The following is a 24,081-nucleotide window of genomic DNA, read 5'->3' as shown; positions in this document are numbered from 1 at the left end:
ACAATGTATACCCACAGGGCAAACGTATAGAAAGGAGAAAAGATTATGGATTTTTTAGGTACTGTGAAGGGCTCTATGTTGGAGGGATTTTATCCGAAGGGATGGGATTTTGCGAAGATTGACGCGTGCTGCAGCAATCCGCCTGAGAGCATTGAGGAGCCGCAGAGCTTCTGGAACAAGGATTTTGGCCTTCAGAAGTGTGAGAATATTTATGAATTTGATATGGTGCTGGGGCATGAAATCGCCCTGGAGATCAAGAAGGCGAGAGATGAGGGAAGAAAGCTGATTATGATTCTTCCGGTAGGCCCCATGGGGATGTATCACTGGGCTGTATATTTCCTGAAGGCATGGAACGTTTCCTGCGACCATGTGTATGGCTTCAATATGGATGAGTGGGCAGACGGGGAAGGCAATACTCTGGAGCCGACCAATACCGCTTCCTTCCAGTATGCGATGCAGGATGCGTTCTACGGTCCGCTGGGAGAACTGACTGTTCCGGAGAACCAGAGAAACTTCGCCAGAAAAGATAACCTTCCTACATATCCGGAGAAGATCGCGAAGCTGAAAGCAGAAGGAGCGAAGATGATCACCGTATACGGCATCGGCAGAATGTGCCATATCGCATTTTGGGAGCCGTTCCGTGCAGAGGAATTCTCCTCCTTTGATGAATGGAAGAAGCAGAATTACACCCTGGGTACCCAGCTTCATCCGCTGACCATCGAGCAGAACGCGATCACCAGCTTCAAGAGCAGGACAACATTAGTTCCCTGCCGCGCCAACACCATCGGGCCAGGCCTCTTCCTGCAGTCTGATAAGATGATCGGCGGCGCTGACGGAGCCTTTAACCGCGGCATGAACTGGCAGGGCATGTCTCTGTGGATGACACTCCGCTATGGACCTGATATGTGGGTGACCTCCAGCGTAGTTCCGACCCTTCCCGGCAAGCTGTTCTATCTGAAAGAGCTGGCTGGCCCGTTAGTTGCAGAATGTAATTAAGCTGCGGCTTTTCTTGACAAGGGCGCGGGTATGAGATAAAATAACTTTTGAAAGAAATTTTAAAAAGTGAATATTCCATTCAGGATACGAAGGAGGCTATTACATGCTTGTAACATTAAACGATGTGCTGATTCCGGCCAAAAAAGGGAAATACGCCGTAGGGCTTTTCAATGCTGTTAATCTGGAACTGGCGCGGGGCATTATCGCGGCTGCAGAAGAGACTGGTTCACCGGTCATCATGGGTACGGCGGAGGTGCTGTTCCCCTATGGCCCGCTGGATGAAGTGTCCTATTACCTGATCCCGATGGCAAAGAAGGCCAAAGTGCCGGTAGTCATCCATCTTGACCACGGCCTTCGGAAAGAAACCTGCCTGAAAGCCCTGAAGCTGGGCTTCTCCTCTATCATGTATGACTGTTCCACAGATCCCTATGATGTGAACGTGGAAAAGGTAAAAGAGATGGCGGATATTGCCCATTCCTATGGCGCGACAATTGAAGCGGAGCTGGGCCATGTGGGAGACAATGAGGGATCGGCGGAAGGATCTTCTCATATGGATGATCCGTCCAGATTCTATACAGATCCGAAGCAGGCAAAGGATTTTGTGGACAAGACTGGGGTAGACGCCCTTGCCATCGCCGTAGGAACGGCGCATGGCGCTTACAAGCTGCCGCCCAAGCTGGATTTCGGAAGGATTGAGACGATTGCCAAGACAATCGATATCCCGCTGGTACTGCACGGCGGTTCAGGGCTGACAGATTCAGATTTTAAGAAGGCCATTGAGAAGGGCATCAGCAAGGTCAATATCTTTACGGATATCAACATCGCGGCCGTAGAGGCGGAATTCAGCGCCTTTGACAATATGAACAAGGGTGTGATCGATCTGATCCCGGCCGCTGTGAATGCAGTTAAGTCGGCAGTCATCCGGAAGCTGGAGCTGTTCGGTTCCGTGGGAAAAGGCGGGATGGATGCAAGGAATGTTGACCAGATCGTGCAGCTGGTAGTAAAAGAAGTAGTGAAAGAACTGAGAAACAGATAAACAGGATAACGATCTATTTTGGGGGTAAGTAGGACATGAAAGAACGAGCAAAACGGAAGGCAATTTCAGCCGGGCATATCTGCCTGGACATTACGCCGGCGATTTCCCAGAATAAAAGTTATCAGAATATCGGAGAGTATCTGATTCCCGGCCGCCTGATACCGGTTGGCAAGCCGGATATACATACAGGCGGCTCCGTGGGTAACACAGGCCTGGCGATGAAAGTGCTGGGAGCCGATGTGAAGCTGATGGGAAAAGTCGGAACAGATGATTTCGGAAAGCTGGTACTTTCTCAGCTGAAGGAGTACGGCGTCGAATCCGGAATGATCGTCGCGGAAGGCGACGAAACCTCTTATTCAGTTGTGATATCGGTTGCCGGCATAGACCGGATTATCCTTCATGACAGCGGGGCCAATAATACCTTCACCATGGAGGACATAGACTTTGACCTGGTCAGAGACGCGTCACTGTTCCATTTTGGCTATCCCTCCATCATGCGCAGCATGTATCAGGACGGGGGAGCGCCGATGGTGGAGCTGTTCAGGAAGGTCAAATCTCTGGGAGTGGCAACCTCCCTGGATATGGCCATTGTCGATGAGGACAGCGAAGCCGGTCAGGTGGATTGGGAAAGTGTGATTCAGCAGGCAATTCCGTATATAGACATTTTCGCGCCCAGCGTGGAAGAGCTGGCATTCCTCATAGACCGTCCCAGGTACCATGAGTGGCTGGAGAGAAGCAAAGGCGGAGACATCACCTCCATATTGTCGGTGGATGATGATATACGTCCTCTGGCTGAGAAGCTTCTCGGCTGGGGCGCGAAGGTTGTGCTGATCAAATGCGGGGCGCCGGGTCTCTACCTGCGCACCAATACTGCTGAATATATCCGGGAGATCGGCGGCGGTCTGGGTGAAGAGATGGCCGGCTGGGCCGGGCAGGAATATTTCGAGAGAAGCTATAAGCCGGACAGAATACTTTCCGGTACAGGAGCGGGTGATACCAGCATCGCGGCATTTCTGTGCGCGATTTTGGAGGGCTGTTCCTGGGAGGAGTCTCTGCATTTGGCCGCAGGCACAGGAGCGTCCTGCGTGGCGGCATATGATGCGCTGAGCGGGCTGAAAAGTTTTGATGAACTGCGTGCTAAGATCGCGGCTGGCTGGGAGAAAGCCTGAACAGCCGTGTATACGCCTGATTCATCAGGCCTGTCCGTTTAATATGTGAAGAACGGGAGGATCATAGACAATGGAGAAGTTAAAAGCTGGATTTTCACGGCTGGATATTACACCTCCTCTGGGGGTTTTTGTAGATGGTTATTACAATGATCGGTTTGCCGACGGGATTCTGGATCCGCTGGAAGCAAACTGTGTGGCTGTCAGCGACGGCGAGAAGACCGCTGTGCTGCTGAGCATCGATATCTGTGAGGTATATCAGGTGGACATGGATAAGTTCCGCCATAAGGTGGCGGAGGAGAACGGCATCGATTATGAAGCCGTATACGTCCACTGCACCCATACCCACACGGGTCCGGCGACGGATAAGAAGGGTGATCCCGGATATCTTGATATGCTGGGCAGGAAGCTGTCAGATGCGGCCCGCCTGGCAGTTCAGGATCTGAAACCTGTCACTGTGAGTATCGGACGGGGGGCGGTTCCGGGAGTTTCCTTTGAGAGAAGGTTCCGCATGAAGGACGGCGCAATCCGTACGAATCCCGGCGTCGGTAATCCCGACATCGCGGAGTCCATCGGCACACCCGATGAATCTCTGCAGCTGGTACAGCTTTCGAGAGAACATGCCAGCGATATCCTGTTGGTTAATTTCCAGGTGCATCCGGACACGATCGGAGGCTGCAAAATTTCCGCGGATTATCCGAGATTTGTCAGGGAAACGCTGGAACGGGCAATTCCCCATGTGAAAGCAGTTTATTTTAATGGAGCACAGGGTGACCTGAATCATGTGAACGTCAACGCGAAAGAGGGCGATCTGAAGGGATTGGAGACAGACAGCTTTGACGATGTGGCGCGCGGTTACGCTCACGCCCAGTGGATGGGCCGCGCCATTGCCGGCGGCGTGCTGCAGGTGTACGGCAAGACCAAGGATGTCCCTGGTGGCAAGGTATTCTTTAAGCAGGAGATCGTGGATATCCCATCCAACCGTCCGGACCCGTCTCAGATCCCGGAAGCGGCCAGAATCATGAAGCTTCATACGGAAGGAAGAGACGCGGAGCTGCCCTATGAAGGCATGGAGCTGACTACCGTTGTGGCAGAGGCTCAGAGAATGATGAATCTGGAGCATGGCCCGGAGAATTTCCAGGTGTATGTATCCAGTGTGGGATTTGGTTCCGTGGCATTCCTGGGCGTTGCAGGTGAGCCCTTCACCGAAGTGGGACGTCTGCTGAAAAAGGGTTCTCCTTTTGAGATGACGATACCTTGCTGCCTCACCAATGGGGCTGAGGGCTATTATCCCATGAAGGAAGCATATGAGGAAGGCGGTTATGAAGCCAGAAGCTCCAAGTTCAGGGCAGGAGTGGCTGAAACGCTGGCCGAAGCCGGTATCGGCCTGTTGAAAACTGAATATGAATCTATAAAGTAAGCTGGCGATGGCGTACTTGAATTTACTGTTCCCGGGCATTGTTATGCCTGGGAATAGCCATTTAAGGAATCATTCAATGAAGAGGAGGTAGTGTGTCATGCACAGTCTGACAAATGGGAAGATTGCCATCGGGGTAGAAGCGCATGGGGCAGAATTGCGTTCCCTGAGAGATGCGGGCAGTGGTATGGAATATATGTGGAGTGGAGATCCTGAATTCTGGGGAGAGGTTTCCCCAATTTTGTTTCCCATAGTCGGCAGTTTCCGGGGAGGCCAGACTGTCTACCAGGGAGCTGTCTACTCCATGTCCCAGCATGGATTCGCACGGGACCGGGAATTTGCGGCAGAGAAAAAAGGTATGGACGGTATCTGTTTTACGCTGGAATCAGATGAAGATACCAGAAGCGTGTATCCGTTTGACTTTCGGCTCCAGATCGGATATTATCTGAAGGAGAGGACTGTTCGGGTAGAATGGACGGTGGAGAACACCGGGCAGGAAAAAATGTATTTTTCCATCGGAGGGCATCCAGGGTTCCTCTGCCCTCCGGAGGGCAGAGGCTCGAAAACAGACTGCAGGCTTCGGTTTGACTGCCAGGATCAGCTTGTCTGCCGTAATATCAGCCCGGACGCCCTGGCAGAGAACAGCTTTACAGAACATGTGCTGGATCAGGGAGAGCTTGCGATTACGGATACGCTGTTTTATCCCGATGCCCTCGTGATGGAGAATGGGCAGGTACACCAGATTTCCCTGATAGACGGAGAGCAGAAGCCGTACGTGACTGTTAATACGGATGCTCCTGTGGTGGGGATCTGGTCACCTCAGGGCAGCGAGGGACCGGTGGTATGCATTGAACCTTGGTACGGCAGATGTGACCGTGTGGATTTTGAGGGCACATTTGACCAGCGTGAATGGGGGCAGAGCCTGGAGGCGGGAGCTGTATTCCGAGCGTCCTACACCATAACAATTTAGGAGGATGGATTTATGAGAATTATTCGCGCCAAAGACTATAAGGATATGAGCAGAAAAGCAGCCAATATCATCTCAGCGCAGGTGCTGATCAAACCAGATTGTGTGCTGGGCCTGGCGACGGGTTCCACACCCATAGGGGCCTATCAGCAGCTGATTGAATGGTACCAGAAGGGGGATCTGGATTTTTCGGAGGTGACGACCGTGAATCTGGATGAATATAAGGGACTTCCCAGGGATAATGAGCAGAGCTATTATTATTTCATGCATGAGAATCTGTTCCGTCATGTGAATATTGATCTGAACAGGACCTATTTGCCTGACGGGATGGAGCCTGACAGTGAGAAGGCCTGCGGTGATTATAACCGGATTATTGCGCAGGTGGGAGGAATCGACCTTCAGCTTCTGGGACTGGGCCATAACGGTCATATCGGTTTCAACGAGCCGGGCCCCTCCTTCGAGACGGAGACTCACTGCGTGGATCTGACCGCGCAGACGATTGAGGCGAACAAAAGGTTTTTTGATTCCATTGATGAGGTGCCGAAGCAGGCGTACACCATGGGAATCAAGACGATCATGCAGGCGAAAAAGGTGCTGCTGGTCGTGAGCGGAAAGGACAAGGCGGAGGCTGTGAAGAATTCCTTCTTCGGGCCGGTTACGCCGCAGGTCCAGGCATCAATTTTACAGCTTCACAGTGATGTGACGGTTGTGGCCGACGAGGACGCTCTGTCACTGGTTCATTAATTTGGAGAAAAGCGGATGATCATTAAGAATGCATATGTCTTTACGGAAGAGAACGTTTTTGAGAAGAAGGATGTCTTCATAGAGGGAGACGTTTTCACAGAAGAGGCTTCGGAAGGGGAGGTCATTGACGGAAGCGGATGTTTCGCTGTTCCGGGCCTGACGGATATACATTTTCACGGCTGTGTGGGATACGATTTCTGCGACGGAACGCAAGAAGCGATCCAGGCTATTGCGGCTTATGAGGCTTCTGTGGGGGTCACCTCCATCGTCCCGGCTACCATGACCTATGGCGAGGAAAAGCTGAGGGGTATCTGTGAAGCGGCTGAAAAATACCGCCGGGAGCAGGAAAAATATCCAGGGCAGGCGGATCTGTGCGGAATCAATATGGAAGGGCCGTTTATTTCCATGAGCAAAAAAGGAGCGCAAAACCCCGCATATATCCAGAGGCCGGATGTGGAGATGTTCCGGCGGCTGAACGAGGCTTCCGGAGGATGCATCCGCCTGGTGGCGCTGGCGCCGGAGGTGGAAGGCGCCATGGAGTTTATTGACTCCCTTCACGACGAGACAGTCATCTCCATTGCCCATACGGCTGCGGATTATGAGACAGCGGATGAGGCGATGAACAGAGGCGTGCATCACATGACGCACCTGTATAATGCCATGAACCCCTTAGCACACCGGGACCCGGGACCTGTAGGGGCGGCGGCCGACCATGAAGACTGTGAGGCAGAACTGATCTGTGACGGAATTCATATACACCCGGCAGTTGTGCGGAACACTTTCAGGATGTTTGGAGAAGAACGTGTGATCCTGATCAGCGACAGCATGATGGCGGCGGGGCTTCAGGACGGAGAATATGAACTGGGAGGTCAGGCTGTTACAGTCCGCGGCAGGAAAGCTATTCTGGCAGACGGGACCATCGCGGGTTCTGCCACGAACCTGATGGATTGTGTCCGCACAGCAGTGCAGCAGATGGGCATTCCGCTGGAGACAGCCATCCGGTGCGCAGCGGTGAATCCGGCCCGGAGTGTGGGGATTTATGGCCGGTATGGCAGCGTCACGCCGGGTAAGAAAGCAAACCTGGTACTGCTGGACCAGAAGGATCTGAGCCTGCGTCAGGTGATTTTAAAAGGAAAAAAGCTGCCTGCAGCGACTGAATAGAAAGATTAAGGGGCATCCGTGCAGGATGCCCCTTTGGCGTCTGGTTATGAAAATTCATGCCCGGGAATGGAATTGTTGGAATAGACGCATCCGTCTGTGGTTTCAAAGCCGCTGACAGAGAGATCTGTAATATTCTCAAAGGAAAAGAACAGGTCATATTCTTTCCCATAATAGGCAGCCCTTTGGCCGTCATCGATGAATATAGCTCTATGAGGGTTAAAAACCACTACACTGCTCTGCTTCTCCGGCTGGTATTGCTGTATGAAAAAATCGAAGGAGGAAGCAGTAACATTATAAATGATAATGCTGCACCAGTTGTCCGGGCAATTCGGGTTGTCCCCATAAGAACGGCTGTCCTTATATTCGCCGGCATAGAGCTCCACGGTCCGCTGTACTTCAGCAGATTCACCGGTCTGCCCGCTAAGCTGGGCAATGGATGGCCTTGGTTCGCCGTCGGAAAGAGTGATTCCCTGATTGCCGGCTGAATCGGACGGCAGGGCTTCTGACTGCGGCTGCGAACTGTGATCAGGCGGTGCCGCATCTTTATTTATGTCCGGCGGCGCCTGGGTGCCGGAGCCAGAACTGGCAGAAATTCCGTTCTGCAGGGATTCCGTGTCTGTGGATTCGGTTCCGGGAAGCTGCGTGCTGGTTGAAGAAACGCTGGAAGAACCGGAAGAGTCAGAGGCGGAAGAAGGTACGGATGTGCAGCCGATCAGGCAACTTGAAGAAGCCAGGAAGACTGAAAGCAGCAGAGCAGGCAGCACTCCGGCTTTCAGCTTTCCGGCCGCCATGATGTTCAGCACTCTTTGTTTGAAATCAGCGGCTCCGTCATTCAGGCTGGCAGATATATAGTAGAGATGTCCGTGGGCCGACGCTGCAGTTTTGAGCAGAAGCCGGTTGTATTGGAAGCGGTAGGTGCTGAGCTTTCCGGCGGCCACTTTTTCATCGCAGATAAATTCCAGATCCCTGTCAGCCTCACGCACCATCAGATGAAGCGCCGGATTAAACCAGTACAGAGTGGAGACGGTCATGAGCAGCAGCTTATACCAGATATCCTTTTTGCGGTAATGGCATAGCTCATGGGAAAACACAAGCTCCAGTTCTTTCAGCGTGTACAGGTTTTCCGGCAGGTACAGGCGCGGCTGCAGCAATCCGGTTAAAAGCGGCCCTGACAGGTCAGGATTCACAAGCAGTTCCGGTCCACCCGACAGTTTCTGAGCCGTACGGATGGAGCTGTAAAGTGCGAGGATTTCATCGTCTTCCAGGGGATGACTGAACCTGCGCAGCCTGTGACCGGCCAGAGCACAGGAAATAATCCGGAAGATGGACAGAGCGGAGGCGGCTGTGATCCAGATACAGAAGATCAGCAGCGGAAGCTCCAATGTGAACGCCGCCTGCGATGCCGGGGCCTCGGCGGGAATATCAGAGGTATTCTGCCTGGGAACGGCAGTCTCTGCATTTCCGATCACGCCTGCGAGCAGGGTACTGCCGGGGGCATCCGCCATATCAGATACAGGCGCCGTGTCTGGGGAAGATGCAGTGACGTGTGCCGGAAGCGGAATATTCCATACGGCAGTTTGAGAGGAAATATCCAGCGGGATCAGAAGGTAAGCCGCGAGAATCAGCCACATCACATACTTCCACCGCGCAGAATATTTTGCCTTCAGGCGTCTGGAGAGAAGCAATACCAGAAAAATGCAGGCAGCGGCAAAAAGATTGATTTTTAGAATATGAAGAATGGCAACAGTCATAATCAGTCCTCCTTCTGCTCCAGTCCATGCAGAAATTCATCCAACTCCTGAATATCTTCCCGGTCGATTTCCCGTCCGTGATACAGGGATACTACAAAATTCTTCAGGGAATTGCCGTAGAGCTTCTCCAGGACACTTTTGCTTTCCTGCTGCCGGTAGTCTCTCTGGGATACCAGTGGGGTATATAAATTCATCTTTCCGTCCTTTTTAACGGATACAAAATTTTTCTTCTCCAAACGGGTCAGCAGGGAAAGTATTGTTGTGGGAGCCAGACTTTTATTCCGGTTCACCTGTGCTTCAATTTCAGATCTGGGCATATCCGGATGGCCGTTCCAGAGAGCGAGCATGATATCCAGTTCAGAATCCGGCAGCGTCTGAAAGTGTTTTTTCATACGTGCACACCTCCTTTCGTTATTTCTTCCGGCCTTTGGTAAACTTACATCCGGCGATCCACAAGAGAGTGAGAAAACTCAGTGCAATCATAAAGATCAGGCTGGCGAAAAGCAGGATGATCAGAAAGATCATATAACCTCCGAACCCTGTTGAAATAATAAATTTCTACAGTTGTAGTAGTTACTATTATTGTACGCACCTGCCGGAAAAATGTCAACAGATTTTTTAGCCACTTGTCAAATGAAAACCTGTGGGAGTATAATGAAATACGGATTAAGATTAAGACGGAATGCCGCATTACCGCGGCACCGCAATAGAAAAGGAGATTAAGAGAATGTCAAAAGAAATTATCAGCACAGACAAAGCGCCGGCAGCGATCGGGCCCTATGTACAGGCAGTGAAAAGTCACGGGATCTTGTTTATTTCCGGGCAGCTTGGCTTCAATATGGAAGACGGAAGCATCCCTGAAACGGTGGAGGACCAGGCGGCGAACTCCCTGAAGAACCTGGAATCCATCATGAAGGCTGCAGGGACCGATAAGTCTAAGGTACTTAAGACAACGATTTTCCTGACGGATATGGCGGATTTCGGAAAGGTAAATGAAGTTTACGGTGCATTTTTCGAGGGAGAGAATCCGGCCCGGTCCTGCGTTGCGGTGAAAGAGCTCCCGAAGGCGGCAAAAGTAGAGATTGAGTGCATGGCAGAGGCTGACTGAAGCCGGTGAGAGGGGATCTCAGCACCGGGCGATGCCTGCTTGTGCAGCTATTTTTTACTTTTTGCCGCCCGCTTTAGCAGTATAAAGAGTGAATCTGCGATGAATATTGCCACTGCGATTGCCCCGGCAATTTCCAGCGTCATCAGAAGCTGATGATTTGCCTGGGAGCGGGTTCCGCGGAAAAACTGATATACGGCGCGGTACAGATATGCTCCGGGCACCAGGGGGAGGATGCTTGGGATCAGGAATACAGTTACAGGGCTTTTTAACGTTCTGGCAAGTATGTGGGAGGCCAGAGAGACGAAAATGGCGCTGACAAAGGTGGCCAGTATGATTCCCTGGGACTCAAAGAGCAGATAGATCAGCCAGCAGCCGGCTCCCAGCAGCCCGCACCAGACGACGTGTTTTCTGGGCACAGACATGAATATGGAGAACGCTGCAATGGCGATAAAGGCACTGATAATCTGGAGTATCATAATCCTGCACCTCCCAACATCATTCCGAGTCCGGTACCAATAGCGATAGCGGAGGCCAGCAGCACGGCTTCCAGAGCCTTTGACATGCCGGAGAGGTAATCGCCCTGTAAGGTATCCCGGACAGCAGTAGTGATGGCGGCTCCGGGTATTATGGGCATGATGGTACTGATGATAATTGTGTCAAGGTTCATGGGCAGCCTCAGAGTTTTGGTGAGCAGCAGAGCACCGAGCGCGATGACCAGAGAATTGGCAAAGTTGAATAGATAGGGATTAAAGCCGATCTGTTCACCCAGGAACATACACAGGATTAAAAAGATCCCATCTATTCCGGCGCCCAGGGCATCCATGTGATTTCCGCCAAAGATCAAAGCGAATGCGGCTGATATCACAGGAACGCTGGCATAACGCAGCCACCGTGTATAGAGTGAGCGGGGCAGGCGCTTCAGTTCATAATTCGCCTGCTTAAGGGTAAGCTGTCCCTCACAGAGTTTTCTGGAAATATCGTTGGTCAGGTATATTTTATACAGGTTTGTGTCCCGGCTCCGTATCCGCTTGACGACAGTCAGAGAATCGTGATAAGGGTCGTCAAGAGTGACGAACATGCCTGTGACAGTGACATATGCTTCAGTCGACTGGAAGCCTGACAGCTCCAGAATCCGTTGAATCGTATCCTCGACGCGGTATATCTCCGCCCCGTTCTGCAGCATGATCTGACCTGCCAGAACGGCGGTATCCAGCAAAAGTTTGTAATCTGTAATGATTTCCGTTTGCATGTAAGCGTTCTCCCCCAGGGTTTCTATCGTTTATTTTCTTCCGCTTGTATCCATATAGCTGTATAGCGTAAATTTTGAAATTCCAAAGAATCTGGAAACCTTTTCGCCGGACCGTGTGATGAGGAAAGCGCCTGATTCGCTGAGAAAGCGTATGGCTCTTATTTTCTCTTCTTTATTCATGAGAGCCGCGGGTTTACCGATCAGCTTTTCAGACTGCCGGATCAGACTGTCCAGAAAAGTATTTACGTTTGGCGGGGCAGAAGCGGTGACGCTTGATTCTGAGTCCCGCGCATATGGCGCCACAAGGCATTCCAGTGACTGGCTGACGGCGGACAGGGCGGTGATATCGTGGTGTATGGTCAGAAGATAGTCGATCCGGGTGCTCTTTTCGTTGCGTATATAGAGAACGCTGGATTTCAGCAGGCGTCCGTCAGGCGTGCTGTTCAGCAGTCCCAGCCTGTCCTTGGGAAGATAGTTTTCCCGTTTGAGATCTGCAAGGATCTGGGCAGATGGGCCGTCGCCTGGTTTACGGTTTGTGACGTGGCCGTTGACGATATAAACAATGGATTTTTCCGGCGCATATTCTATCAGGTCACAGACAGCGGCCTCGCAGTCGGCGCCGAACTGGCCCGCCAGCCCGTCGGCTGTCTGAATCAGGTATTTCCATGTCTGTGTCAAGGGTAGCCCTCCATGATATCAACAGTGAAAAACAAGTGGTATGTTTAGAAAATTCAGCTAAAAATATAATAGCATTGAAAGATGGGAAAAACAAGATCGTAGAAAAAAGAACCTAATTACTTGATATTATAATTTCTATCTGTTATAATATGGACAGTTAAATACAGGGATTTTCAGTGCCGGCAGAGTGATCTGTCCGGTTAAAAGGGAATCAGGTGTAAGTCCTGAGCGATCCGGTCACTGTAAGCAGGGAGTGAAGCTATAGAAGCCATTGCATTTAGAATGTGAGAAGGCATAGCCAAGCGAAGATCTGCAAGCCAGGAAACCTGCTGAAAAGGTTAGTGAACAGCTTCCGAAGAAAGTGTGTATTCATAAGATGACTGAACAGGATCAGTTTATTTCTAATATCCGAGAAATGAACTGTATCTTTAAAATGGCATCTGCCTTCTCCAGAGAAGACAGATGCCATTTTTGCTTCTATGGTTTCTTCATGGGTGATAGTCTGTCATGTACCGGGAAGCTACATTGACAGGAATCCGGCCGCCTCTCAAAAGGCCGTCATCCGGGCAATTTGCCTTTGAGGAAGGAGAAGAAAATGAAAGGAAACATGAAGAGGTTTCTGGCAGCTTTTCTGTCATCGCTGATGGTGCTGGGAATGGCGTCAGGTGTGTATGCGGATACTCCGGAAACACAGAGCCAGACTGAGAACAGACCCCAGGAAGGAACAGAAAGCCAGGGCAATGACAGCCTGACACCGAAGCCGGGCTCTTCGGAAAGTCAGAAAACGACAGAGACGGAGGAGAGCGGTAAACAAAGTCCACAGACACAGAATCCGGAGAAAGACACAGATACCGGCAGTGCGGACAGCAAGAAAACGACGCAGGGCAAAACAATGATAGCTCCGTCAGTTTCAGGAACGCCGGAAGCTTCTAAAGTGCCTGAGGGATCAGACGATACAGATACTTCAGGTAAAGACAGCGGTAAAGCTCAGTCTGAAGAGAAGAACAGTCTTGAACCGGACGGCAGGGAGGACAGCGAAAATCCGGCAATTTCAGGCGCAGAAACTGAGGAGACACAGGCCGAACGAAAGTTCGAGATCCAGAAGACAGAATTAAAAAAAGATCAAGGACAGTTAATAGTCACAGTATATACAGAGAATAACGACTATGACCGTATCTACATAGGTTCCAGGGAGGATACTGACAAGACTCCTGTAATTGAAGGAATCAAACAGGTAATGGGCGGTTATAGCTTCCGTTTCCAGGTGGAAGAAGAAAAACTCGGACAGAGGTTAACTGTCGTACCGGGAGTGACGGAAGAGGATTCCTGGTATACGGATAAAGATGTTTACTGCGATATCCCGGAGATGGAAGAAGAGCAGGGATTTTTGGAGTTTTCAGCTGTAGATAGTCTGCGGGACCAGGCTGTAATGTCGATTTCTGAGGGAACTGACAATTCCGGGAATGCGGAAATTAATGCTCAAAAGCCGGACGGGACCACATTTCCTATGTTTAATATAGAAAAATCGACAGCGCAGGTAAATGGGGACCAGATAGATATCGTCTTATATTTGAAAGCAAATGCTTCCGGTAAGTTCACATATAGTGAGATTTATCTGGGGAGCAAAGAAGATGAGGAAAAGACACCAACTATAAAAGAAAATGTCAATGAGAGTAATCAGCAGGTATACAGTTTCAGTGTTCCATTGTCAGTACAGGGAACGAATGTAAAGTTTGTTCCTATTAAGGCGGATGGAAGTCATGAGATTGACCTGGCGCAGAAGATTTCAGATAAAATCATGTGTGTGAAGGGAGATGTCATATCACACTACGGCGTGCCAGAAGAAATATTCCGGGAAGAAATCATCAGGGATCTGTATGAGATAGATAACGGCTTTTTTGATCCCTGCTTTGGAAGTATCGAGCTTCCGCGGCCGGAAGGGGAGCCGGAGATCTTTGTCCTGTCCTCGTGCGGCACAGGGATATCTGTGTTCCGGAGTCTTCAAAAGGAAAATATACCATTTGCAGCAGGGATTTTGTACACCAATGACATTGATTATCAGTTGGCCAGGCTTTTGGCTGCCCGTGTAGTGACGGAAGAGCCGTTTCGGGAAATCAGCGGGGAACGGTACAGGGAAGCACTGGAGCTTATGAGCCGGTGCGGAAAGGTGATTAACGCAGGGGTCAGGCTGGGAAGCTGTAACCGGAAGATGGTGGAGCTCATAAAAGCCGCTGAAAAAATGGAGCATTACATCTGCCTGGAAACCCGCCGGCACAGACGCGGCGCGGTCTGAGGGAGGGGATGAAAAAGAGGCTGTTTCAATCTTTGTTGAAACGGCCTCTTTTTAGATGTAATCTTTATGGAAGAATCAGCCTTCTACGATCTCCAGCACATCCATGGGGCATGCTTTTACGCAGATTCCGCAGGCGATGCACTTAGAAGCATTCGGGCTTTCTTCAGCCTTGACCATTACGTGGAAAGGACACGCCTCGACGCATTTGCCGCATCCGGTACAGAGCTTTTTGTCGACCATGTACACGCCCTTCGCGTTCTGCTTGATGGCTCCGGCTTCACAGGCCTCTGCGCATTTTCCGCACTGAACGCAGACCATCGGCTTCGGCTCGCCTTTCTTCTCAATAATTTCCAGACAGGCTTTTCTGGGATCGGCAACCTTGTAGAATGCCTCGGAACAGGCTTCCACGCATGCCAGACATGCCATGCAGGCAACGTCTTTCTTTGCTTTTAGTTTCTTCATGTTGAAATCCTCCTCAAATGTTTTAACCCACTCATATCATAACAGATTTTTGTCAAAAAGTACACAATGAAATCGAAATATGGCAAAAGGCCCCGCCCTCCTGTGGGGAAATATTGGAAAGGGGTTGCTTGTGACGTAAGGTAATGAGCTATAATGTAAAAGAGGTGATTAGGATGGCAAATAAAAAAAGGGCAATACCAGAAGGATATATGACTGTGGGCGAGGTAGCAGGGAAAATGGGCGTCACAGTCCGTACTCTTCAATACTATGACAGAGAAGGGCTGCTTTCCCCTGCGGCCGAGAGTGAGGGCGGGAGAAGGCTCTATACGGATAGAGATGTGATTAAGCTCCATCAGATCCTGTCTCTGAAGCGTCTGGGTTTTTCTTTGGATCATATTAAAAATCGTCTGACGGCACTAGATTCTCCGGAAGCAGTAGCAGCCGCGCTTGAGGAACAGGCCGCTGCTGTAAGAGAAAAGGTGAGGAATCTGTCGGAATCTCTCAGGGCGCTGGAAATGCTGCGTGAGGAGGTTTTGCAGATACAGGAAGTGGATTTCAGTAAATATGCGGATATTATTGTGAATCTCGAGATGAAAAATGAGTTTTACTGGATGATTAAACATTTTGATGATGAGACGCTGGAATATCTGCATGAGCGTTTTGACCAGGACAGCGGCCGGACGATGATGGATAGATCCACCCGTCTGCTAACGGAAGCGGCAAGACTCCAGGAGGAAGGTGTGCTGCCGGACAGTGAAAGAGGACAGAACTTTGCAAAAGAATTCTGGGATATGATCATGGAATTCACAGGGGGTGACCTTCGCATTGTGTCCAGGCTCATGAAGACGGAGAATTTCAACGGTATGGAGGATGGAGGGCAACAGAGGCAGGCAGAGGCGAATTTTTTTATTGGAACGGCACTGGGAGCTTATTTTGAAAAAATCGGCTATCATCCGTTTGGGGAGGGGGCAGAATGAAACATGCAATACAGGTAGACGGGCTGGTGAAAAGTTATGGCGGCCATACAGTCCTGAAAGGGCTGACCTTCCATATTCCGAAAGGGGAAATATTTGCTCTTCTCGGAGTCAATGGCGCGGGGAAAACTACGGCCCTGGAATGCATTGAAGGTCTGCGTAAATATGAAGGGGGAAGGATAGAGGTAGATGGAAAGATGGGGATTCAGCTCCAGTCAGCCTCTCTTCCGTCTTATATCCGGCCAATGGAAGCGGTGCGGTTATTCGCTGGATGGAATAAGGCCCATATTGACGGTGCCATGCTGGAGGCACTCGGAATCCATGATTTTACGAAAAGGCAGTATGCAGAACTTTCAACCGGACAGAAAAGGAGGCTGCACCTGGCGCTGGCTCTGATCAGCAATCCGGATATTGTGTTCCTGGATGAACCGACAGCCGGTCTGGATGTGGAAGGGAGGCTATCTCTTCATGGCCAGATACGGAGGCTGAAAGCGCAGGGGAAAACAATCCTGCTGGCCAGCCATGACATGGCGGAGGTGGAGAGCCTGTGTGATCGGATCGCAATCCTGAATGACGGAAAAATCGTCTTTTGGGGGACAGTAGAAGAACTGGGCGCGAAGGTGGGAAAGCGATATACACTTCAGATCAGAACGGAGCAGGGAGAGGAGAAAGTTAAATCGGACGATATCGGCGATACCCTTCTGGCTCTGCTGGAAGATTATAAGGCGAGAGGAATTACCGTACTGGACATTAAAATAGACAGAGGATCACTGGAACAGCATTTTATTGAGATAGCGAGGGGGAATGGAGATTGAAGGCATTTTTGTATGGGGTGGGGCTGCAGTGGAAACTGGATATACGCAGTAAATCACTATTGATTACCTGCTATGTGGTTCCGCTCTTATTTTTTGCCGTAATGGGTGGGATCTTTACATCTGTCAACCCGGAGGCAAAAAATACGCTCATACAGTCTATGACTGTGATGGGCGTATCGATGGGGGCGATGATAGGCTTGCCGCCCTCCCTGGCAGAAATATACGGGAGCGATATCAGGAAGATGTATAAAGCTAATGGGGTGCCGCTGTATCTCGGCCTTGTCTCAGTATTTCTGTCAGCGTTTATCCATCTGCTGATCATGAGCGGTATTATATACTTAACAGCCCCTGTTCTGTTTCATGCAGAGCTTCCGGCGAATCTGCCCTCATATTTTGGCTCCCTGGCGGTATTCATCGCCGTATCGCTGAGTGTAGGAAGTGTTTTGGGGCTTCTGGTAAAGAGCCAGGCAAAGCTGACTATGTTTTCTCAGCTGTTATTCCTTCCGTCCATCATGCTGTCGGGCATCATGTTCCCGGCAGAGTTGTTGCCGGAGACTCTGACATATGCCGGAAAACTGCTTCCCGCAGCATGGGGCTACCAGATGATGTCAGACCGTGTGTTCCATCCCGGGAATCTGTGGCCTCTGGCTGCAATTCTGGCGGCAGCGGCTGTGATCTGCGGGTTGCTGCTGAGAATGTTAAAATCTGAATGAGAGCAGGGTTAAACCTGAATCAGAAGATCCTCAGCCTCCTGTTCTGTCAGTTTGCCGTTGTCAACCATTTTATCGAGCACTTGTCTCTGGCGCTGGGCCGCCAGGTCAGGGTTTTTAGTGGGGGCATAGACAGAGGGGGCATTGGGAATGCCGGCCAGCAGCGTACATTCCTGTTGATTCATTTCTGAAGGGAATTTTCCGAAATAGCCCTGGCTGGCCTCTTTGACACTGTAATAGCCGTCTCCGAAATAGATTGTGTTCACATAGAGTTCTAAAATCTCGTTCTTACTGTAATTACGTTCCAGATCAAAAGCGAGAAACATTTCTGCAAACTTCCGGGAGAAATCCTTTTCCTGCGTAAAATATATGTTCTTGGCGAGCTGCTGAGTGATGGTGCTCCCTCCCTCTTCGAGAGAGAGGGTCTGTATATCGTGGATGGCAGCCCGCCCGATGGATATCAGGTCGATTCCCTCATGCTGATAGAAGCGGCAGTCTTCCGCTGAAACCACAGCATCCAGATAAGTCTGGGGCAGCGCGGCAAGCGGAGTGTAGTCTTCTTTATCCCGTATTTCCTCCACAGCGGCGGCCAGAGATTTCTGCTGGACAGCTTTCTGATACAGGGAATAACCTCTGCTCAGAAAAATGATGGCCAGAAGGGCGAGAACAGTCAGAAGAATTAGCAGAATCCGGCCAGTCCACCGTAATGCCTGTTTTCCGGCTGCCGGCTTACCGTTCTTGCTCATGCCCGCCGTTTCTCCGAAGCGGGAGTATGCGCGTAAAGAAGAGCCTTCAGGGATTCTACCGCTGTGAGAATCAAGCTTATGGGAAGCATGAGAACTACGAAAAAGAGTGTGCCAATATAACTTAAAATCTGCATTATAAATTCCTCCTTATGGTATATGCTTTTTGATATAAACAGTATACAGGAGAAATCTTACGACAGCTTTGTACTAACCTTATGATTTCCTTAAGGAATATGGAATTTTGGAGGAGTAAAAAACGCCTAATTAAAGACTTATTTTAAGGTGTTTCTGCTGCATCCATAGTCTGCGGATATCCAGTTAGTGACGATTATTGATAACGGTACAGAGACAGTTAGGTCAATTTTTGGCATGGTGTTAAACCTCCCATTTTTATGGTCAGTATATCAGAGAAGTTAAAGGAGATAAAGAATATGACTATTGTTGGGAAAGAATTCGGATGTGTTGTTCAGCCGTTGGTACACTTACTGGTGATTCAGAAGGGCATAAAAAATGGAAGCAAAGGGGCTCGAACCCTTGACCTCCCGCTAGTCAGGCGAGCGCTCATCCCAGCTGAGCTATGCTTCCATAAGCATATTATATCATATTCCAGGGCAGAAGGGAAGAAAAATCAGCAAACAGTTTTAAATCAACAGGGCGGATAGGGCAGAACTTTGCCCTGTGGGTCTGTGCGGCTTGGCAGCCGCACAGGCATCGGGTCAGGTGACTGCTGTATATTTTCCTGCGTTTGGATATTGCGTCTCCGACAGGCCCAGGTTTATCGCCGATGGCGGAGAAATGCTTCACTGTGGAACGAGGCCAGTTCTGAAGCTTTACGCGGCTGGTTTTCTGGAAGCAGATGTCTTGGGTTCGTCCAACGCAATCCGGCGCACCTGATTCAGCGCTTTTGAGACAGCGGGAATGGAAATCAGGATGACGGTCAGGATTCCTTCTACCAGAAGATAGCTGTAGTTGTATATGACCGGATAGATAGCACTCAGAGACTTCGGGAAGTCTTCAGGCATGTATTCCATCCAGTAGAGGTAACCGGCCAGAGAGGCGAATACGCCGCGGCAGAGCACCGCCGCGATGTAACCTTTTACAAGGCCATGCTTCTGTTTCCGGAAAAAACCTGCCACACCCAAAGCTGCAAAAGCTAGCAGATAATCGCAGCAGACCTGGAAAAAGGTCAGGAAATAAGGGTCTTGTATGAATTGCAGGATACCGTAGACCAGTCCTACCAGAATCCCGGTGCCCGCGCCATACCAGTAGCCAACCAGCACGATGAAAAGCATGGAAAACAGCGTAATAGTGCCGCCCATGGGAAGCTTCAGAAAGCGGATATATGATGTAATAAAGGCCAGGGCAATCCCCATGGCGCAGAAAGCCAGACGTTTCGGCGAAATGGGACTGGATTTCGTATTGCGCCGGGCGACTGCGACGGCAATCAAGAGACAGATGACGGCGGTGGCAATGAAGAGGCCATACCCGGCTCCCGTAAGGCCGCCCTCTTCGGTGACAAAGTGTTTTAACATAAAAAATCCTCCTTTGCTGGACGCAGGAGGGGCTTCTGATTTGCTTCCTTACGCCGGTATTAACCGGGTCAAGTGGTGAGGGTCAGCGGCACTGCAGCCGCATTCTCAGCAATAGCTCCCCTAGCGTGTGTTTTATATTTCTGTAGTTAAAGTATATTCCGGCAAAAATATTTTGTCAATTCCCAAATAATGAGGTATGATAGTTAAAACAAGAGGGGATTTTAATGAAGAGAAAGCTTATGATATTTCTGGTTCTGGGGATTGTATTTTTACTTTATTATTTGCTGTGTGGGAAATATGGCGGATTTCACCTGTCTGTTCTGTTTATCTGGCTGGTTGCGGGGATTTTCTGTCTGATTCTGGCTGGGCTTGAACTGCGTTTTGGGCGCATACCGATTCCGGCGGGACTGAAAAAAGGGGGGTTAGTCTGCCTGGCTGTCCTTTTGACGTGTTTTGTCTTTGTTGAGGGATTGATCATCAGCGGGATGGGCGCCAAAGGAAAAACAGGGCTGGATTATATGATTGTGCTCGGTGCAGGCGTCCGGGGAACTAGGCCGACCCGTGCGTTGAGGCACCGGATTGAGACGGCGGCAGATTACCTGCATGAGAATCCGGAGACTGTCGCCATCGTGTCTGGAGGGCAGGGACGAGGGGAAGAGATCAGCGAGGCCGATTGCATGCGGAATGAGCTGGTGAAGCTTGGAATAGAAGAGGAACGGATTCTGACGGAGGATCAGTCCAGAGATACGGTGGAAAACATCGTGAACAGTTTCCGGCTGATTCCAGATGACGATGCATCGGTAGGGATTGTAACAAACAATTTTCATGTGTTCCGCGCTGTGCGGATTGCTGAAAAACAAGTTGGGAAGGAAGTCTGCGGTATTGCGGCCCCTTTCAGGAGCATACTGCTTCCACACTATATGGTAAGAGAGTTTTTCAGCATCGCGCTTGATGCGGCCAAAAGGAAACTATAGAGTTTTCCTGTATTCGGAGGGAGTGAGCTTTACCAGCTTTTTAAATATAAAATTAAAATACTTTGGATTACCATAGCCCACAGCATAGCTGACTTCATAGATTTTCAGAGAAGGATCAGCCAGAAGCTGCCGGGCTTTTTTTATCCGTTCATTATTCAGATATTCATTGAAACTGATTCCCACTTCTTTGTGAAAAAGATTACAGAAATAGATGGAAGACAGACCAATTTTTTCGCTAACAGCAGAGAGGCCCAGATTCTGGTCAGACAGATGTTCCTGAATATAGTGCTTTGCTGAAGCAATAAGGCGGTTCTGGCGCACAGTCTGAGTGGCGCCTGGTTTTCGTTCTGATTCCGGAGTAAAAGAAGTGAGCGGATTCTTCAGCCGGTGGGGCAGCTGTTTTAGGTTCTGGTAATTAAGGATAGGATAATCGTCCATTTGATAGCTGTATTTACAAGAATTCCATGCCTGTATCCATAGCGTGTGGATTTCCGACAGGCTGCGGGTGGACAGACTGATCCCGCCGTGTATGGAAGCGTGGTAATAAAGCCAGATCCGGTCACGGATATTGTTGGAAAGCTGCTCCAGATGATCGTTGGAGGGGGAAAGGTTCCAGCTGATCAGGTAATTAAGGTTGAAATGGCTGTCGCAAAATGCATAATGGTGGTAGCGCCCATTATCCATGAAGTCGTCGCCGATGTTCTGGATGGAGGACAGTATCAAGTCACGGTCGAAATCAGCGGGAAAGGTGTTCCAGTCCGGGCTGAGGATCAGGACAAAATAATGGCGGCCCTGAATATCCAGGCCCAGTTTCTCAAGAGAGGACAGTATGCTCTGAGCCGAAGCCGCCTGGGGAGAATAAAACAGGCGTGAAATATGGCGGTCCAGAAGAAGAGACTGGTTTTCACGCAGCACTTTTTTCAGAGCCTGCATTTTTTCCTGTGTCTGGAACAGTGAACGGAAATAGTCAGTCGCTTTCCGGAGGCTCTGGTTGATCTCATCTTTCATAATTGGCTTGGATATCAGGTCCACTGCCCCCAGAGCAACGGAAGATTTCACGTATTCAAAATCGTTGTATCCGGTGATTACTATAAAACGCGTATCCGGATAGACCTGGGCAAATTCTCTGCACAGTTCCAGGCCGGAAATGAGAGGAATGTTGATATCTGTAATTACAATAGATGGGCGGTGCAGGAAAAAAAGTTCTCTGGCTGTATTACTGTCTCCAGCTTCACAGGAAAAAGCCAGAGAAAGTTCTTTCCAGTTGATAATATTTTTTAGCCGTTCTCGGATGGTCGGTTCATCGTCAATAATCATTACTTTATACATAGAGCGCTCCTTTCTTCAGAGCTGTTCGGCGATGCTTTGTCCGGATGCAGCTCCGGAAAGCGCAAAGTAACTTTCGTATATTCGCCGAATTCGCTGTCAATCGTAAGTCCAAAAGACTCGCCGAAATAGTTCTTGATTCGGCGATTAATATTGTACAGGCCAAAATGTCTCATGCCGTCGGGAGGCGGATAACATTCCAGGCCGGCCTGTACGGATACAAGGTCTTCCGGCAGCAGACCTATTCCGTAATCATAGACGGAAATAGTCACTATTCCTGCTTCGTCCCTATCAATCCACAGTTCAATTCTGGCCGAGTCATAACCAAAGAATCCATGGATAATACTATTTTCAATGATGGGCTGCAATGTGAATTTGATCACAGGGATGTCACTCCAGGCTATGGATGAAACAATTTGGAACTGAATATTTCGGTTATGGGCCAGACGCTGAATGGCGATATAATTTTCCAGAAGGCGGCATTCATTTTTGAGTGGGATCAGGAAAGAGCCCTTTGACAGCGAGAGACGGAAAAAGCTGCTCAAGTTTGCCAGCAGGTCCAGGACCTGAGGTTTCTGATCACTTTCCATCAGCCACAGTGCGGAATCCAGCGTGTTATATAGCAGGTGTGGGTTAATCTGAGACTGCATCAGCCGAAGTTCTAATAATTCACCTGTCTTTTTCAGTTCGTCCTCACGCCGGATAGAAGCCTGTATTTGATCCAGCATGGCATTTATGTGATTGCCCAGAAATGCTATTTCATCTTTTGCGCTGGTGGTAAAACGGGCGTTAATGTCACCTTTTGTTACCTGGATGATAAAATTGCGCAGAGCAAGGACGGAATCAGATAATGTTTTTGAAAATTTGTGTGAAAAAATAACTGCCATTAAAATTCCAACGGTAATAATCAGAACCATGGAAAAACTGAACATAAGGATATGGTTCTTTCCGACGGCACTATAATAGCTGTTGGGGATCAGCAGGGACAGATTTGTGTGTGTGATCTGATGAAGGATATAATCACCTTTGGACTCAGTTTTGTCTGGAATATAGCTGGTTCCAATGTCATCCCGTTTTGCATTGTGTGAGACGATATAATGGCCGTTTTCCAAAAGCATCACGTCCGAAGCCAGCGTGTCGTAGTAGCAAAGGAAGTCTGTTTCATCAATTCCGCAGAGCAGAAATCCAACCTGTTCATAGGTTTCTGAAGAATAGATTGGCCGAAGATACAGAAGGATATAACGAGTATTTCTGCCTGAATTTTTGACCAGGATGTCTGTATATTGAGCATGCGGGTAAGAGGCGTCCAGATATCCTGCGTCTGTATAATAAGCTTCACAGCCATAATAATCTTCAAAAGGCAGAGAAGCCTGATAATGTGAGTAATTATATCCATTTTTGAAGTAGACATTCAGTACCGAGAAATGTATTCCATAGTTTGCGTTGGCGGACAATAGCAGGGGCTGCAGGTCGGAACGCAGTTTAGCTGTGACGGAGGCCTCCTGTTCCGGAAGCACAATATTTCCGCATTCCCGGAGGGAAGAAAGCTGAATGATGTTGGTGGCTGTCTGGGTAACATCTGAAAAATAATTTTCTAGCTGTCTACAGATATTGGAGGCATAGGAATCTGCAAGCTCCGTGGAGAACTGCTGGAATAAATAGGCAGCGGAAAAAAACGCAAAAATTGTCAAGTAAACGGCTATTAGACAGGTGATTAGGATCATGGAAAGGGAAAGCTTTTTGGGAAAAGACAAATCAGAGTATTTCTGCTTTATTTTTGAAAAAGATTTCATTTTCAGGCCCCCGTAGGATGGTAATCATTAAAACTATAATAACGAATAGAAAGTTAAAATTCAATATAATATAGAAAGAAAAAAGTATAATATCTAACTATTTGTTCCGAAATATTAATGGATTTTGATTTGATGATTGATTTTAAAAAAAGAATTTTATAAACTGCAGTTACCAGCAAGACC

The 24,081-nt window shown here is 49.4% G+C and carries 24 protein-coding genes, 1 tRNA gene and 2 riboswitches; of the genes, 13 read left to right on the top strand and 12 right to left on the bottom strand.

Annotation, left to right across the window (positions count from 1 at the left end):
- Positions 1–45: 45 nt before the first annotated feature.
- The 7 genes from H9Q79_RS05775 to nagA all read left to right on the top strand — a co-directional run bounded on the left by H9Q79_RS05775 (position 46) and on the right by nagA (position 7,487).
- Positions 46–996 (top strand): sugar phosphate isomerase family, encoded by a 951-nt coding sequence (locus H9Q79_RS05775; RefSeq protein WP_249329386.1) that lies wholly within the window; start codon positions 46–48, stop codon positions 994–996.
- Between the two features lie 103 nt (positions 997–1,099).
- Positions 1,100–2,032 carry a class II fructose-bisphosphate aldolase gene (locus tag H9Q79_RS05770; protein ID WP_118643929.1) on the top strand — a complete coding sequence of 311 codons (933 nt, stop codon included), beginning with the start codon at positions 1,100–1,102 and terminating at the stop codon, positions 2,030–2,032.
- 35 nt (positions 2,033–2,067) lie between these two features.
- A complete protein-coding gene (locus H9Q79_RS05765) occupies positions 2,068–3,201 on the top strand; it encodes a carbohydrate kinase family protein (protein WP_249329385.1) in 1,134 nt (377 codons plus the stop codon).
- A gap of 70 nt (positions 3,202–3,271) precedes the next feature.
- Positions 3,272–4,618, top strand: a complete 1,347-nt coding sequence (locus H9Q79_RS05760; protein WP_118643931.1) for a hypothetical protein — start codon at positions 3,272–3,274, stop codon at positions 4,616–4,618.
- A 97-nt stretch (positions 4,619–4,715) separates the two neighbouring features.
- Positions 4,716–5,585 (top strand): aldose 1-epimerase family protein, encoded by an 870-nt coding sequence (locus H9Q79_RS05755; RefSeq protein ID WP_249329384.1) that lies wholly within the window; start codon positions 4,716–4,718, stop codon positions 5,583–5,585.
- Between the two features lie 12 nt (positions 5,586–5,597).
- Positions 5,598–6,326 (top strand): glucosamine-6-phosphate deaminase, encoded by a 729-nt coding sequence (gene nagB / locus H9Q79_RS05750; RefSeq protein WP_249329383.1) that lies wholly within the window; start codon positions 5,598–5,600, stop codon positions 6,324–6,326.
- Between the two features lie 15 nt (positions 6,327–6,341).
- Positions 6,342–7,487 (top strand): N-acetylglucosamine-6-phosphate deacetylase, encoded by a 1,146-nt coding sequence (gene nagA / locus H9Q79_RS05745; RefSeq protein WP_118643939.1) that lies wholly within the window; start codon positions 6,342–6,344, stop codon positions 7,485–7,487.
- A 44-nt stretch (positions 7,488–7,531) separates the two neighbouring features.
- Here the strand turns inward: nagA and H9Q79_RS05740 are convergent, their stop codons facing one another.
- Both H9Q79_RS05740 and H9Q79_RS05735 read right to left on the bottom strand, forming a co-directional pair.
- Entirely contained in the window at positions 7,532–9,238 is a 1,707-nt protein-coding gene (locus H9Q79_RS05740) for a M56 family metallopeptidase (protein ID WP_249329382.1), read from the bottom strand.
- A 2-nt stretch (positions 9,239–9,240) separates the two neighbouring features.
- Positions 9,241–9,630, bottom strand: a complete 390-nt coding sequence (locus H9Q79_RS05735) for a BlaI/MecI/CopY family transcriptional regulator (RefSeq protein WP_249329381.1) — start codon at positions 9,628–9,630, stop codon at positions 9,241–9,243.
- A gap of 335 nt (positions 9,631–9,965) precedes the next feature.
- On the opposite strand from H9Q79_RS05735, the gene H9Q79_RS05730 reads away from it, so the two are divergent.
- Positions 9,966–10,346: a Rid family detoxifying hydrolase gene (locus H9Q79_RS05730; RefSeq protein ID WP_118643947.1), complete on the top strand. Its 381-nt coding sequence runs from the start codon at positions 9,966–9,968 to the stop codon at positions 10,344–10,346.
- Positions 10,347–10,393: 47 nt separating this feature from the next.
- Here the strand turns inward: H9Q79_RS05730 and H9Q79_RS05725 are convergent, their stop codons facing one another.
- Genes H9Q79_RS05725 through H9Q79_RS05715 form a run of 3 tightly spaced genes read right to left on the bottom strand, consistent with a single transcriptional unit; the run spans position 10,394 to position 12,273 of the window.
- A complete protein-coding gene (locus H9Q79_RS05725; protein WP_118643949.1) occupies positions 10,394–10,822 on the bottom strand; it encodes a threonine/serine exporter family protein in 429 nt (142 codons plus the stop codon).
- A complete protein-coding gene (locus H9Q79_RS05720; RefSeq protein ID WP_118643951.1) occupies positions 10,819–11,595 on the bottom strand; it encodes a threonine/serine exporter family protein in 777 nt (258 codons plus the stop codon). Before H9Q79_RS05720 ends, H9Q79_RS05725 begins: the two co-directional genes overlap by 4 nt.
- A 30-nt stretch (positions 11,596–11,625) precedes the next feature.
- Positions 11,626–12,273 (bottom strand): helix-turn-helix transcriptional regulator, encoded by a 648-nt coding sequence (locus H9Q79_RS05715; protein WP_249329380.1) that lies wholly within the window; start codon positions 12,271–12,273, stop codon positions 11,626–11,628.
- A gap of 157 nt (positions 12,274–12,430) precedes the next feature.
- Positions 12,431–12,621: riboswitch (cobalamin riboswitch) on the top strand.
- A 247-nt stretch (positions 12,622–12,868) separates the two neighbouring features.
- Between H9Q79_RS05715 and H9Q79_RS18335 the strand changes: the two genes are divergently transcribed.
- Complete coding sequence (locus H9Q79_RS18335; protein WP_330596936.1) at positions 12,869–14,566, top strand: hypothetical protein; 1,698 nt, start codon at positions 12,869–12,871, stop codon at positions 14,564–14,566.
- Positions 14,567–14,641: 75 nt separating this feature from the next.
- Here H9Q79_RS18335 and H9Q79_RS05705 read toward each other — a convergent pair whose 3' ends face one another.
- Positions 14,642–15,028, bottom strand: coding sequence for a 4Fe-4S binding protein (locus H9Q79_RS05705; protein WP_118643959.1), 387 nt, complete (start codon positions 15,026–15,028; stop codon positions 14,642–14,644).
- Positions 15,029–15,201: 173 nt separating this feature from the next.
- On the opposite strand from H9Q79_RS05705, the gene H9Q79_RS05700 reads away from it, so the two are divergent.
- From H9Q79_RS05700 to H9Q79_RS05690, 3 genes are read left to right on the top strand one after another with little or no spacing between them, the layout of a single operon-like run.
- Entirely contained in the window at positions 15,202–16,005 is an 804-nt protein-coding gene (locus H9Q79_RS05700; RefSeq protein WP_249329379.1) for a MerR family transcriptional regulator, read from the top strand.
- Positions 16,002–16,817, top strand: coding sequence for an ABC transporter ATP-binding protein (locus H9Q79_RS05695; RefSeq protein ID WP_118643961.1), 816 nt, complete (start codon positions 16,002–16,004; stop codon positions 16,815–16,817). Before H9Q79_RS05700 ends, H9Q79_RS05695 begins: the two co-directional genes overlap by 4 nt.
- Positions 16,814–17,530: an ABC transporter permease gene (locus H9Q79_RS05690; RefSeq protein WP_249329378.1), complete on the top strand. Its 717-nt coding sequence runs from the start codon at positions 16,814–16,816 to the stop codon at positions 17,528–17,530. Before H9Q79_RS05695 ends, H9Q79_RS05690 begins: the two co-directional genes overlap by 4 nt.
- 8 nt (positions 17,531–17,538) lie before the next feature.
- Here the strand turns inward: H9Q79_RS05690 and H9Q79_RS05685 are convergent, their stop codons facing one another.
- From H9Q79_RS05685 to H9Q79_RS05670, 4 genes are all read right to left on the bottom strand, one after another.
- A complete protein-coding gene (locus tag H9Q79_RS05685) occupies positions 17,539–18,273 on the bottom strand; it encodes a transglycosylase domain-containing protein (protein ID WP_249329377.1) in 735 nt (244 codons plus the stop codon).
- Entirely contained in the window at positions 18,270–18,407 is a 138-nt protein-coding gene (locus H9Q79_RS05680; protein ID WP_249329376.1) for a hypothetical protein, read from the bottom strand. Before H9Q79_RS05680 ends, H9Q79_RS05685 begins: the two co-directional genes overlap by 4 nt.
- A 377-nt stretch (positions 18,408–18,784) precedes the next feature.
- Positions 18,785–18,858: transfer RNA gene (locus H9Q79_RS05675), tRNA-Val, on the bottom strand.
- A gap of 245 nt (positions 18,859–19,103) precedes the next feature.
- On the bottom strand, positions 19,104–19,805 hold the full coding sequence (locus H9Q79_RS05670; protein ID WP_249329375.1) for an energy-coupled thiamine transporter ThiT: 702 nt from the start codon (positions 19,803–19,805) through the stop codon (positions 19,104–19,106).
- A gap of 28 nt (positions 19,806–19,833) precedes the next feature.
- Positions 19,834–19,937, bottom strand: a riboswitch (TPP riboswitch).
- Positions 19,938–20,029: 92 nt separating this feature from the next.
- Here H9Q79_RS05670 and H9Q79_RS05665 point away from each other — a divergent pair.
- The gene (locus H9Q79_RS05665; protein WP_118643965.1) at positions 20,030–20,779 is read left to right on the top strand and encodes a YdcF family protein; all 750 of its coding nucleotides are present in this window, start codon (positions 20,030–20,032) and stop codon (positions 20,777–20,779) included.
- Here H9Q79_RS05665 and H9Q79_RS05660 read toward each other — a convergent pair.
- Together H9Q79_RS05660 and H9Q79_RS05655 are read right to left on the bottom strand one after the other, a co-directional pair.
- Positions 20,774–22,108 carry a response regulator gene (locus H9Q79_RS05660; RefSeq protein ID WP_249329374.1) on the bottom strand — a complete coding sequence of 445 codons (1,335 nt, stop codon included), beginning with the start codon at positions 22,106–22,108 and terminating at the stop codon, positions 20,774–20,776. The two genes, H9Q79_RS05665 and H9Q79_RS05660, sit on opposite strands and share 6 nt — an antisense overlap.
- Complete coding sequence (locus H9Q79_RS05655; RefSeq protein ID WP_118643968.1) at positions 22,096–23,898, bottom strand: sensor histidine kinase; 1,803 nt, start codon at positions 23,896–23,898, stop codon at positions 22,096–22,098. Before H9Q79_RS05655 ends, H9Q79_RS05660 begins: the two co-directional genes overlap by 13 nt.
- Positions 23,899–24,081: the final 183 nt, after the last annotated feature.

Origin of the sequence: Wansuia hejianensis, assembly GCF_014337215.1 — a bacterium.
Taxonomy (GTDB): domain Bacteria; phylum Bacillota; class Clostridia; order Lachnospirales; family Lachnospiraceae; genus Scatomonas; species Scatomonas hejianensis.
Note: the sequence above shows the minus strand (reverse complement) of the source record. Positions and strands in the feature narration are given on the sequence as shown.